Origin of the sequence: Sphingobacterium sp. ML3W, from assembly GCF_000747525.1 — a bacterium.
GTDB lineage: Bacteria > Bacteroidota > Bacteroidia > Sphingobacteriales > Sphingobacteriaceae > Sphingobacterium.
On record NZ_CP009278.1, the window covers coordinates 3555626 to 3568947 of the forward strand.

The 13322-nt window shown below is 40.0% G+C and carries 8 protein-coding genes; 1 reads left to right on the top strand and 7 read right to left on the bottom strand.

Features of this window, described 5'->3' with window-relative positions:
• Positions 1 to 161: 161 nt before the first annotated feature.
• Positions 162 to 1337: an IS4 family transposase gene (locus KO02_RS15230; RefSeq protein ID WP_038694773.1), complete on the bottom strand. Its 1176-nt coding sequence runs from the start codon at positions 1335 to 1337 to the stop codon at positions 162 to 164.
• Between the two features lie 200 nt (positions 1338 to 1537).
• On the opposite strand from KO02_RS15230, the gene KO02_RS15235 reads away from it, so the two are divergent.
• Positions 1538 to 2224 (top strand): phosphoribosylaminoimidazolesuccinocarboxamide synthase, encoded by a 687-nt coding sequence (locus tag KO02_RS15235; RefSeq protein WP_038699622.1) that lies wholly within the window; start codon positions 1538 to 1540, stop codon positions 2222 to 2224.
• Positions 2225 to 2397: 173 nt separating this feature from the next.
• On the opposite strand, the gene KO02_RS15240 is transcribed toward KO02_RS15235, so the two are convergent.
• From KO02_RS15240 to KO02_RS15265, 6 genes are all read right to left on the bottom strand, one after another.
• Positions 2398 to 3519 carry an acyltransferase family protein gene (locus tag KO02_RS15240; RefSeq protein WP_038699624.1) on the bottom strand — a complete coding sequence of 374 codons (1122 nt, stop codon included), beginning with the start codon at positions 3517 to 3519 and terminating at the stop codon, positions 2398 to 2400.
• A 422-nt stretch (positions 3520 to 3941) separates the two neighbouring features.
• Positions 3942 to 6989: a SusC/RagA family TonB-linked outer membrane protein gene (locus tag KO02_RS15245; RefSeq protein WP_038699626.1), complete on the bottom strand. Its 3048-nt coding sequence runs from the start codon at positions 6987 to 6989 to the stop codon at positions 3942 to 3944.
• A gap of 30 nt (positions 6990 to 7019) precedes the next feature.
• Entirely contained in the window at positions 7020 to 8705 is a 1686-nt protein-coding gene (locus tag KO02_RS15250) for a RagB/SusD family nutrient uptake outer membrane protein (RefSeq protein ID WP_038699628.1), read from the bottom strand.
• Between the two features lie 16 nt (positions 8706 to 8721).
• Positions 8722 to 11817 (bottom strand): SusC/RagA family TonB-linked outer membrane protein, encoded by a 3096-nt coding sequence (locus KO02_RS15255; RefSeq protein WP_081918403.1) that lies wholly within the window; start codon positions 11815 to 11817, stop codon positions 8722 to 8724.
• 59 nt (positions 11818 to 11876) lie between these two features.
• Positions 11877 to 12869 carry a DUF4961 domain-containing protein gene (locus tag KO02_RS15260; RefSeq protein WP_038699630.1) on the bottom strand — a complete coding sequence of 331 codons (993 nt, stop codon included), beginning with the start codon at positions 12867 to 12869 and terminating at the stop codon, positions 11877 to 11879.
• Between the two features lie 5 nt (positions 12870 to 12874).
• Entirely contained in the window at positions 12875 to 13321 is a 447-nt protein-coding gene (locus KO02_RS15265) for a DUF5004 domain-containing protein (RefSeq protein WP_038699632.1), read from the bottom strand.
• Position 13322 lies beyond the last annotated feature (1 nt).

A 13322-nucleotide genomic window follows, 5' to 3' on the forward strand; every position in this document is an offset into this window, starting at 1 on the left:
TAGATACTATTCAAAATTCAAGTATTTGCTTGATTAAGACATTACACCACATATACACAGTTTAAAGTAGCAATATCACTTCCGTCCTAAATAAATTTTAGGCGCGTGTTTCCCTTGAAACAGTATCTATTTTTAGATAATTTCAATTTTGACCCTATTTTTTAGTCTGAGAATATCTGTAGCTGTCCATTTTTACCCTTAACTGGTGGCCTGATAAAAGGATCATCTATCCATTGCCATATATTTATTTTCACGAATATATTCATCCTGATAAACCCGACCAAGTTAGACAGATTCCAATCGTATTTAGCCTTCTTCTGAAGGTATTTGAGCAGTAATATTCCAATCAACGAAGTCCATATTTGGATCATGACCGCATTTTCAGAAGTACCCACAAAAGATGATATTTTTAAGCGTTGCTTCAGATGCTTGAAGAAAATCTCGATCTGCCATCGCTGTTTATAAATGTTAGCTACTAGTGATGCCTTCCATTGGATATTATTTGTCAGAAAGTGGTACTGGTTGTCTGTGCTGCTGTCCCAAAAGTGAATCAAGCGTAATGGTTTAGAGTTGTATCTATCTGCTGATGGACCAGAAAGCTCAATGATCTCATCTTTAATGATTCCCTTTTCAAGGAGTGCTTCACTCTGGTATGACTTGATAACGTTGTACTTCATGTTAGTTTTACTCCTGGTAACAAAATAACAACCTCTGCTGTCCAAATCCCCGAGCCAGTTGTAATCCACATAACCTCTATCCACCACTACAACGCTTCCTTTGGAAAAACTATAGCTACCCGCACGCTGGCTTTCATGAACTTTCCCGTCTGTAATCTGCATGAAAACAGGAAGACATCCATCATAATCCAGCACAGTGTGCAGTTTTACAGCACCTTTGGTGCTTCTAAATTTAGCCCAGTCAAATACAGATAAACATAAAGGGATGATACTGGCATCCATCAGATAAACCTTGCGCTTTAATTGCGTTAGATCTTTGCGCAAATGGGTATCCTTTTGCCATAGCTTATCTAATAGCGAAAAGTACAGATCTTTAAAGAGTTCATGGGTGCGGTGCTTGTTGATATAGGAAATATTGGACTTGCTGGGTGCTCTACCAACACCTAAATGGTTCAAATTACCAGTCGTACTACGTAAGCCATTACTGATATCACGAACTGAATCTGCAGAAGAAAAATGGCAAAACAACATGCTAGCAAGATGCGTCCAGCTGTTGATCCCTTTACAATGTTTGTCACTCTTGTGCTTAGCAACCAAAACCTTGAATAATTCGCGGTCGATAAGTGATAAAATCTGACTAAAAACGTTTAAATTTACCATGGCGGTGTGTTAAAATTTGACGATTTAAATATAGCAACTTTGCTATAGCAAAACACCGCCACTTTTTTCAACGTTTAGGACGCTACTGTAGCAATATAATTTACTGAATAAATAAATGCATAATTTTTCAATCAAACAAAGCTTACTTTGTTATTTTTACACTATTTTTGAAGAAAAATAGTGACCATTCTTATTTTAATATGGAATTAATTTACAAAGGCAAAACAAAAGATGTCTATAGCCTAGGACAACATCAAGTATTACTAAAGTTTAAAGACGACGTTACTGGGGAAGACGGAGTATTCGATCCAGGAGCAAACACGGTTGGACTCACCATTGATGGTGCAGGAAAATCGGGTTTAAAAATGACTAAGTTCTTCTTTGAACGCTTAAGCAAACTCGGTATCGCCACCCACTATGTATCTGCTGATTTGGATGAGGTGAGTATGGTAGTTAAAGAAGCCGCCCCATTTGGAAAAGGTTTAGAGGTTATCTGTAGATACCGTGCCGTAGGAAGTTTCTTGAGAAGATACGCTGCATATTGCCAAGAAGGCGATGCTTTAGATGCATTTGTTGAAGTAACGATTAAGGATGACGAAAGAGGTGACCCTACGATTTCAGATGATGCATTGGAAATGTTAGGTATTTTACCAAAAGCTGATTATCAAGAATTAAAATCGCTAACAAAAAAAATCTGTGACATTATTAAAACAGAATTAGCGAAAAAAGATTTGGAACTATACGATATTAAATTAGAGTTCGGAAGAGACAAAGCTACAGGAGATTTACTATTGATAGATGAAATTTCAGGTGGTAATATGCGTGTTTATAAAAATGGAACGTACATTGCACCTTTAGACTTAGAAAAAGATTTTCTAGGCGTTTAATTCAGCTTCAATATCGAAGTAACACCTAAAGAATATACTTATAACAAACGAAACGCGTTGTTTTGCCATGAGCAAAGTAGCGCGTTTCGTTTGTTATAAGGTAATAGATTAATTCCTGTACATAAAACTTAAATATGGCCTTTCTTATAAAAATTAAAAACTCATCTAAAATACTATATTTTCACAAAAACCTTCGCTTTATATAGTGCTAATAGCAGTAAAAATACAAGCGTAAAATTACCTATTGTTAAAATCAACTCTTGATATTGAGGTAGCATACTCTCCAGACCATAAGTCAGGGAATGCACCACTGATCTAAAATTGAGCATTTCACCTAAAAAATAGGCGACAATGGAATTCATACCATAAAGCTTAAGCCATTGAAAAGGTTTAACTATTTTCTTTAAATCGATGATATAGTAAAACAACCCCATCAGCAGAAAGCAAATTCCACCTGAGAAAAGCGTCATGCTACTCGTCCATATCCTTTTTATAATCGGCATTTGTATACTCCACAATAATCCCAGTCCGATACAAATAACGCCTAACCATATCAACTGACGAAACACCTGTTCTGGAATAACCTTTACCCCATCTTTCATCAGCTTTCCGGCCAGACAACCCATCATCACAGTGACTGAAAAAGTTAAACTACTCCACAACCATGTATAGTTATAATGCTGAGAGAAAACTACTTGCCCATCTCCCCAATATGCCCCATCCATAAATCTACCCAACAGCATTCGGTCCAAGCGGATTGCAAAATTATCCTGTTCCGAAAAATTGTCCTCCAACATAAATGGTACTGCATATACAACCAGTAAGAAAATTGCCATCATAACGATTTTCCGGATGCCTAGATTAAAGTATAGGACAGCTGTCACCGCATAACCCATGGCGATTGCTTGTAATGTATTGGAATACAATTTAAATTGATGCCAATCCCAAGACAAAAGATTTCCTTGCATGACCATTCCCAATAACCATAAAATCAAGAACCGTCTTAAAATATGGCGGTAAATCGGTCCTCCTGCTCCTCCTTTCTTATTATCCAATGAAAAAGGGATTGTTACACCAGTCATAAACAAAAACAGGGGCATAATCAGGTCCCACAACCGGAAACCAGCCCATATTTCATGATCAAATTGATACAAAAAGCCATGATAAAACTCATTATCCCAGACCTGGCCAATTGCGACCAATATAGGTTGCAAACCAACAAGTAAAAATAGATCAAACCCGCGGAGTATATCCAACGATTCTAATCGATATGATTTATTAGGTACGCTATTCATTTAGGTTATTTAAAAGATGTAGTAAAAAATCAACGAAGCGATAGCTGTTTAATTGGTCATTTTAGTAGTCAAGCATAAAACTGCATTTCAAAAATATAACTAAATTTAGAAAAACAAAACTATTACCTGGTTTTACTATCTAAAGCGGTATGATTCAAAAGGAAATGTAACTTTCAACTTAGCTCCCTTCCAAGCTTTCAAAAAAACAGAAACACTTTTAGTTACTAGCTTTTCAGCTATAAAAATGAGGAAGCTCAATTAGATTAACTTGGTCTTCCAATCTTATTAAAAAAGCGCTTAAAACGATATGCTGTTTCAAGCGCTTTTAATTAAAAAATATTAATGATTATAATTATCTACATAGTTAGTGATGACGCAAAAACAAACAGTTGATTTAAACTTCACATACTACAACCTTATCGCTAAAGCCCTATTGAAATTCCTAAATTAACAACACGTTGATTTTGATAGGCATCACCTGCGGTGTTGGATGTCACTTCAGGATCTTGTTGATAAAGTGAATAATTTGTCCACGTAAACAAATTATAACCGCTCAAATAGATACGCGCATTATTCATCTTGAAAGGCAACCAGCGCTCCGGCAACTGATATCCAAATTCCAAGGATTTCAACCGTAGATATGTCGCATCTATCAACCAAAAATCAGACATATAAGACGATGGGCTATTGATTGTTGTCGGATTAGTTGTCAAGCGTGGAAACTTTGCAGTAGCCCTTGTCTCCGGTGTCCAACGTTGCTGATGTATCGGCTGAAACTGACTTTGAAAAGGCTCTATGCCTGCACCTTGCACACTAAAACTATAACCCGTAGTACCTTGAAACAAAGCACTAAAGCTAAACCCGCGATAGCTACCTCCCAAAGTTAAACCAAAGCTTGTATTCGGAATATTCGGCTTCCCAATTGCCGTTCTGTCATAATCATCGATCAGTCCATCCCCATTCAAGTCTTTGTATCGCAAATCACCTGGACGCACCTCATAAGCACCAGCAGGTTTAGGACTCGCCTCCACGTTATCCTCCGTATAAAAACCATCGGACAAATACCCAAAAGGCTGATTAACCTGATGCCCAGTCACCTGCAACCACGGGAAGGCCGGCATAGGCTCGTCCTGAAACAACACTTTGTTTTTGAAATAAGTCAATACCCCTTTCAAACTATAATTGAATTCACCAATATGATCATTATAGTTCAATTCAAACTCAACACCTTTATTTCGTACGCGCGCGATATTAGTCGGTGAAACCCCTACCCCAATATGCAAAGGCAATGATTGTGAATTCACCAGCTGATCATAACGGATATTATTAAAATAATCCAGTACCAAAGAAAATTTATTTTTGAACACACTGACATCTAATCCAACATCAAAAGATTTTTGCTTTTCCCAAGTCACATTACTATTTCCTAAATTTCCCTCATAGATTGTCCCTACAGGTTGATGCGTTTCGCCGAAAGAATAACCTCCGCCTTCATTGTACACCTGTTGGTATAGATAGCGATCACCTGCTACTTTATCCGAACCAACGATTCCATAAGAGGCACGCAGTTTGAATAGGTCGACAAAAGCAAAGTTATCTTGAAAGAACCCTTCCTTAGCGAGATTATAGCCTGCTGAAATTGCAGGAAACACACCATAGCGTTTATCAGATTTAAAACGATCAGAGCCATTGTAAGCTACGGTCATATCCACCAGATATTTCTCTTGATAATCATATCCTGTACGGAAGGTAAACCCTTGAAAATTCTGAGGAATCCAATTGATCATCTTATCTCCTTTTGTCTTGTAAGACTCTCTATTATATAACAATAAAGTATTGATATGGTGATCGCCAAACGCACGAGTATAGTTCAAATTTGCTTGTACATTCACTCGGCTATTGTAATCCCCCTGATAGGCGCGCAAAGTGTAGTTATCCAAGACATACGGCGCTCCACCTTTTAACTGATAAGCGTCGGATTCAGGAAAGTACTTGTACACCGGGATTTGATCACGGCTCTGTTCGCGACCATTCGATTCGATACTAGCATAGGCAATGCGAGTGGACAAAGACAGGCCTTTAGTAATCGCATTGAGCTCCTGAGTTCCACCAAACAGGATATTGATATCATTCCGACGATTCAAGCTATAACCAGAGGTTGCCAAACGTGCATTTATCGTTGGCAGCAGTTCCTGTGTATCGCTTGCATAAGCGTATGAACCATTCGGATTGAGGAATGGTGCAGACCACGGACGTATCTTATTGAAACTGAATATTTCGCCAACGATATTTCCCGCACGCGGATTATTTATATTATTGAAATTGGCTCTAAAATCCAATCGTAATTTTAAGCTCTTTGTAGCCTGTACATCCAGATTAGACCGAAGATTAAAGCGACGATAATAGTAATTGTTATTGACCTTGTCTCCTTCGTTCTCAAAATTATGAAGATTACCATCTTGGGAGAAAGCTCCACCAGAAATAAAATACTTAATACTTTCGCTACCACCAGAGATATCGACATTACTATTATACTGTAGACTTCTTGGCTTAAATATTTTACTATACCAGTTTATATCAGGATGTCCATAAGGATCATCCCCAGTACGAAAATGTTCCAGTGAACTGGCGCTAAACGGTTGATGGGTATTGTCTCCAACCGTATTGGCAATTGCTTCATTCCAGAGCAGCGCGCTCTCATGGGCATTCAAAAAATCCAATTTGCTCACCGGGCTTTGCATACCGGATTCCAATCGAACATTGATTTTGGGTTTTCCAGACATTCCACGTCGCGTCTTAACGACCAATACCCCATTCGCACCCTTGATTCCAAAAACAGCAGTCGTAGAAGCATCCTTTAAAATAGAAATGCTTTCGATTTCATTCATATTAATCTGAGATAGCTGCTCATAGGTGTACTCGATATCATCAACGATAATCAGAGGCTGATTACCATCTGGATTGAGCGAACTGACACCGCGAATATAAAAATCGGAAGCATCACGTCCAGGTTGTCCCGAACGTTGCACAGAAACAAAACCTGGCAGTCGGCCAGAAAGTGCATTCTGCACACTCGAAGTTGGCACCTGTCTTATTTCGGCCCCTTTTATGGAACTCACAGCACCCGTGCTCGTGAGCTTTTTTGTGGTACCGTAACCAACAACTACCACTTCGTTGATATCCTGACTATTAGATTGCAAAATAATTTCCAAATGCTCTCCATCTTTGACTTTCCGTTCCTGTGTCGCATAACCTATGCTACGGAATACAAGTGTTTTACTTCCTTTCAGGGACAGACTGAAACGCCCATTTTGATTCGACTGAGCCTGATTATTGCCCCCTTTCTCTAAAATGGTCACCCCTTCCAAGGGACCGGCCGTATTCTTGATCAGACCAGAGACCACAGCCTGCGCCAAACTAAGGAATGGCGTACTAAATATGATTAGTAATAGATATTTACCTTTTTTCATGCGTATGTTCGCTAATAGAAATTAATTGGATTACCAACCTGGATTTTGCACCATCATCGGATTTTTAATCACTTCGTTAAATGGTATCGGTGCTAAGTACATTTTCTTCTCAAAATTCAACTTCAGCACTGGAACCATCTGGCGGATCTGACCAGTGCCAGTCTGGTAGATGACCGCTGCATGCAACTCCTTATTGAAGACTGCCTCTCCGATTTTCCATCGTCTTACATCGTAGAAGCGTTGTTCTTCAAAAGCCATTTCTTTACGTCGTTCATCTTGGATTACAGCACGCATCTCATCCTTATTCATTCCTAAAGACAGCTGGAAAGGATTTATTCCCGCACGTTTCCGAATTTCTTCGACAGCCTGATAGACCAAGGCATCAGGAACGGTCAACCGTTCATTCCGAGCTTCAGCATAGTTCAACAGCGTTTCGGAATAGCGAAAGAGAATATGGTCGTGGTTTACGTTACTATAGTTTGTCGATGTTTCAAAATCCCCCATAAACTTGCGCACATAATAACCCGTTTTAGTCTGCTGGATAGTTCCCCCTGGCTTATCGGCTCCACCTTCAAAAGTTTGTACTGAACGGTTTAACCACATTGTACCATTATAAAAAATCGTTGCGTAGAACCGGGAATCCCTTCCTGAATACGGATCTTCAGCATCATATCCCGAATTCGGATCATTAATCGGAAAACCATTGGCCATACCATAGGCATCCACAAGTTCCTGGGTAGCACTTGTTCTGCCATTGTTGATTCCCACAGAATACCCTACTGGACCATTATTATTCTCCACACTGGTGTTGTTGTCACCTTGTTTGGAAAATATCCGTTCCATATTTCGGGTGGTAAACACCTTTTTAAACTCAGGTTCCAACTTGTAAATCCCCATGTCCATAATAGCTTTAGCTCCATTTTCAGCAGCCTGCCAACGGTTTATGGAGAAATCCATGTACCCTGTTAATTCATTTCCAGGCTCGATATTGCCTCCATTAAACAAAGGACTAGCCGCATACAAGAGCACCCTGGATTTCAAGGCCAGCGCCGCAGCTGTTGTAGGTCTCCCAAAAAACTGCAAGTTCATCGGATCTATACGTAGACTATCCTTTATTTGGTCACATTCCTGAACAATATAATTCACACATTCCTGGAAGCTATTCCTTGGCTGCTCCATATCATCATTCAGCTGATAGACTTTATCACCCAATAAAGGAACTCCGCCATAGCGCTTGACCAACTCAAAGTAAAACATGGCCCTTAAAAAACGGGCTTCAGCCTTCCAAACCCGATTAAAAGGAGTACCATTTTCCAATTTCCCTTTCAATGGAACATAATCGATATTATTGATAAAGACCGTCGCTCGACGAATCCCTTGATAGTTAGAAGACCACTGATCATCTTGGTAGCTATCGGAAGTATAAGTACCTGTAGCCAGTTGCTGCACAGAAGTATTCGTCGGGTTTGAAGATACCGCATCATCAGTAGCTGCATCCAGATAATCGCCCCCTACACGATTGCCTAAGCTGGGCAAAAAGCGATAACAATCCGCTAAGAATCGGTTCGCATTTACTCCGGCAGAATCCCGCTTATCAAACACTTGATCAAGCGTCTGTAACTCAATAGGCTCTGTTTCAAGATCACTCTTACAGGAAAAAGTAAGCACAACTATCCCCAATAAGCCAATCCATTTTAGATTTATATAGTTCATCATTATTTGTGTCTAAAGTTTATAATTTGATCTGCACACCAAAATTGATAATACGCTGTGTAGGATAGGCACCATTGGCATTGATCTCTGGGTCCAATCTACTGTAAGATGTGGATGTAAACAGATTTTGGACATTCGTAAAAAAACGCAATGAGGATACGTTGATGCTTCGCGTGATATGAAACGGCAACGTATAACCCAATTCTATATTCCGAATCCGTAAATAGGAACCTGAACGTGTCCAATAACTTGAATTATTCAGATAAGGTGTATTCGTCGGATCTGAACCGATGCTCAAACGCGGATAAGTTGCCGATTCGGCCGTTTCCGGTGTCCAACGCCCTAGTAGAAAATCGTACCCCTGCGCATCACCATTAGCACCAAAAGCATAATCTGTTTGCTGATAACTACGATTTGTCACCCCTTGTAAGAGTACACTGAAATCAAAACCGGTATAATTAAAGCCCATTGTTGCACCATAATAAAAGATGGGATTAGTATTACCTATAGCAGTTTGATCATAAATATTGATCAGACCATCTCCATTCAGATCCACCAAACGTATATCTCCAGGCTGTACGGGATCCCCGCCCAATCTCGGAGCTTTATCAGCTTCCTCCTGGCTTCGGATCAAACCATCGGCTAAATAACCAAAAGTCTGTCCCACAGGCTTACCCGTACGGCGGTTCCAATCATACTTTTGAAACACCTCATTCATATAACGTACTTCAGTCCGCATGCGAGAAGCATTTGCCGTAATAAAATAATTAAAATTATTCAAGCGATCTTGATAAGTCAAACTCAACTCTTGACCCGTATACAAGTTCTTCCCGATATTCTCGGTCGGATATCCGATACCGATCAATTCGATGTCCGAACCACGCTTTTGCAACAGGTCAAAATAATGATCTCGGAAATATTCTGCCGATAACTTAAATTTACCTTTCCATAGAGATGCATCTAGGCCAAGATTAAATTTATCACCCTTTTCCCAGGTTGCATCGATATTGGCTAAGCCTTTCTCCACCAAACTGTTTACATAAGCATACTCGGATCCAAAATTATAACCATTGTTACCGTCCTGACCATAAGAAGCCCGCCAGCTGTAATAACCCAAAGCTCCCTCATTGGTATTTCCCGTACGACCAAAGGTAGCGCGCAGTTTCAACTGATCCAGCCAGTTTTCTTGTTGCTCCAGAAACCCCTCCTGTGCTAGATCCCAGCCTAATCCTGCAGCATAGAACAGTCCATAACGGCTACCCGGCTGAAAACGGTTGAATCCCGAGTAGTTCATCGCAAGTTCTGCAAAGTATTTTTTCTTGTATGCATAGTTTCCTGTCGCGGCTATATTGGTATAAATGGCTGGTAGATCAAATTGATAATTAGAATTTTGCCGATCAAAGAAAATCTTTCCACCCACAGTATGATCTCCATTAATCTGGCGATCATACCCCAATGCACCTTGGAAGTAGAAAAAATTAGCGGTAGAAGTAGTAGCAAAAGAATTGGGTTGGTCGGCAATCGTACCATAGCGCACGTACACCAATTCACCCTGATCATTGTAGCGTGCATCATAAACGGGTTGCTTCCGATTCCGATCAATAAAGCTCGAAGAGGTTGCCGACACATTGACTTTCCCTTTAGCGTACAAACCCGGAAGCCACTTATCAAGCTTATAGTTAAGATCTAAGTTGGCCAAAAGATCACGGGTATTGTCCAATAAATAACCCGATCCGGTTACCTGTTGATAGAGGTTGGTCCGGTAAACCGAAGATCCACCATATGTACCGTCATCATTAAATATCGGATAGGCATTATTCGGCGTATTGTATAAAGTCTGCAAGATATTCTGGGTTCCCGCACCCGGTTGACGGCCATCCTGAATACGTCCAAAAAGCTGTAAACCAATGGTGAAATCACTAGTCACATCCACATCAATAGCACTATTTATCAGATACCGGCCTTGACCCAAATTCGTATCATAATCAAATTCATCCGAAGATTTAAACATACCGTCTTGGCGTAAATAACTTAAAGAAAGTGCATAACGTGCATTTTTCACCCCACCGTTTACCCCTAAATTGTATTTACTCATCGGATTACTTCCCCCTACTACCGCATCATACCAGTTTACATTTGGATAAAGCAAAGGCGAACTACCGTTATTAAATGCATCAAAATCTTCTTGTCCATAGACTGGCTGCCGACCACTGTTCAAAAGTGCTTCATTATAGAGATAGGCGTATTGTGCTGCATGTAAAGGTTTCGGTTGTTTCAAAGGATTCTGTACACCATGTTGTGCCGAAAATGAAATCCGAGGCGGTCCTACTTTTCCTTTTTTAGTGGTTATCTGCAACAGCCCCCTTGAGCTCCGCTGCCCCAACAATATCGCCGATAAGGCATCCTTAGCGACCGTTACGGATTCAATGCTTTCCGGATCAATAGCATAGATTTCCCGCTGTACTCCATCAATAATGGTTACCGGATTTTGTCCACGCAACTGAAAAAACAGTTCTGTATTATCACTAATACTGGAGCTGTACTTGGTCGCATCGGTCGGTAAAGATCCCGCTAAATCCAAGGAAGTGATAGCTGCTGTCCGAGCATTCCTAAAACCATTGGTTTCCTGCGTATAAAACCCTGGCAACCGTCCAGTCAAAGCATTCAAATACAACGATGTGGGTGTACTTTTTAATTGACTATTGTATACAACAGCCACGGAACCGAGCAAACTACTTTTTTCCCGTTGATCATACAGCACATTGACCAGAGGTTCCTCAGCCAAGTAATTAGGTATTAAAGAAACCACACCAGCTACTGTAGCTTGAATCCTTTTGGTATAATAACCTGGATGAGAAATCAAAATTTCCATTTCCACATCTGTCACAGCGATTTGGGTACGCCCTTCTTCATCAGTACTACCGAGCAATTGCTGTTGGAGTGAATAGATTTTGACCCCTTCCAAAGGTTTACCATATTCATCCAGCACCCTGATGGGTTCTTTTTTGTGATATTTATATAGCATTGGCTTATTCCCTATTATCGGGAAAGCTGCTGCTGGGACAATAACGCTACCTGAACAAAGCAGGAGAATCGTTATTGCATTTATTTTCATGGAACAATTCAACATTTTCAAGATTTTTAGGTTCTTATTGGATCAATTGCTATCGATGGTTAGTCGCAGCGGAACGTATATTTGAAAGGTTTATCCGTATTACCATAGCCTACTATTTTAAAACCCGTCGCATCGGTATAGTAGTATTCCAAATAGGCAATATACGACCCCTTGTTGAGGTTAAAGTATCCCCTTGGCCATAAGTCCACTAGAAATTTTTTACCTCCTGTAGGTTTCAATTGGGTACGTTCTGTTTTTTCACTGACCTCCCCAATCAACTTTCCTCCTTCATCAAAGGCCTTCACCTGAAGGTAAACCTGTTGTACCCCATCCAATACGGTACTGGTCACACCGCCGTCAAAAGTTAACGTGATGATATCATTGTCCAAACTCTTGACTGGCTGTACCGTACCCAATTGCGGGTTGATAAAATCAACCAAATCGCCTTCACCATCAGTTACCTCAAATGCATCCGAAAAAGCAAATTTTTTATAATCAGTATCTTCAGGACGTAAATTTTCAATCGAAGAACCGACATAAAACCCCAGACTGACCAACATATTTTCTGCGCCAACAAGGCAGGAAACTTTAACATCAAAATCAATATCTTCATTATTGACAAAAGTATATGACTGTGTACTTCTATAAACAATCCACTCAAAGTCATCAATCAAGTTGGGTCCAATACCAAACATTTTTTTAGCCGCTTGATGCCAGTTAAGTCCTGAAACAGGTTCAATCTCAGCATCTGGAATCATTCGCAGGGTACCATTTCCTTTAGGACTAGTGAAAGTCAGAACTGCATTCTTACGTGCATTCCAGCCTTTAGGCACCATGATACCTGCCAACAACTGAGTTGTATAATTATTACCGTCGCCCCCAATCCGCGGCTCAGCTCCACTATGCATCGTAAAGGAAACCTGCTGGCCAGCTTTAGCTTGCTTGGGAACTGTTACTGTCAAGGACTTAAGACCACATTGAACTAACAAAAGGGTTAACAACATGACAACAACCATAAGAGGATGGATCAATTTTTGGAGTAAACTTTTCATAGGTTTCAATTTTCGCGTTCAAAATTAAATTGATAGATATTACTGGAACAACCAAGACTAAAAGTAAGACTGAGCTGTCTTTCTCCCGCAATAACCGGAAACTGAAACTTGAGTGCGATATCCTTTTTCTCATCTTCAGGTGTTAAGATTAAGCTAAAAGGATATTGGGGATCATTAAAAACATACTTACCCGGAACATCCACAATAAAAGGAAGCTGATCGGCTAGTGTATAGGTACCATCAGACTTAAAATTAATCTTAAAATTTGCAAGATCCATACGCTTTCCTAAATCTTCACCATTGCGGGTCAGCTGAACCACTTTCCAACTACCACTGATATCTTTCACGGATTCATCGGTTACAATTTTAGCCATCTCATCCTTACAAGATGAAAAAGTCATGACGCTTAGTGCCGTCAAGACCAATGGCATTAATATTTTGATATTCATCATT

What these genes read in the sequence shown, in the direction of transcription:
- KO02_RS15230 (WP_038694773.1), bottom strand. Translation starts at nt 1,337, where the DNA reads ATGGTAAATTTAAACGTTTTTAGTCAGATTTTATCACTTATCGACCGC.
- KO02_RS15235 (WP_038699622.1), top strand. Translation starts at nt 1,538, where the DNA reads ATGGAATTAATTTACAAAGGCAAAACAAAAGATGTCTATAGCCTAGGA.
- KO02_RS15240 (WP_038699624.1), bottom strand. Translation starts at nt 3,519, where the DNA reads ATGAATAGCGTACCTAATAAATCATATCGATTAGAATCGTTGGATATA.
- KO02_RS15245 (WP_038699626.1), bottom strand. Translation starts at nt 6,989, where the DNA reads ATGAAAAAAGGTAAATATCTATTACTAATCATATTTAGTACGCCATTC.
- KO02_RS15250 (WP_038699628.1), bottom strand. Translation starts at nt 8,705, where the DNA reads ATGATGAACTATATAAATCTAAAATGGATTGGCTTATTGGGGATAGTT.
- KO02_RS15255 (WP_081918403.1), bottom strand. Translation starts at nt 11,817, where the DNA reads ATGAAAATAAATGCAATAACGATTCTCCTGCTTTGTTCAGGTAGCGTT.
- KO02_RS15260 (WP_038699630.1), bottom strand. Translation starts at nt 12,869, where the DNA reads ATGAAAAGTTTACTCCAAAAATTGATCCATCCTCTTATGGTTGTTGTC.
- KO02_RS15265 (WP_038699632.1), bottom strand. Translation starts at nt 13,321, where the DNA reads ATGATGAATATCAAAATATTAATGCCATTGGTCTTGACGGCACTAAGC.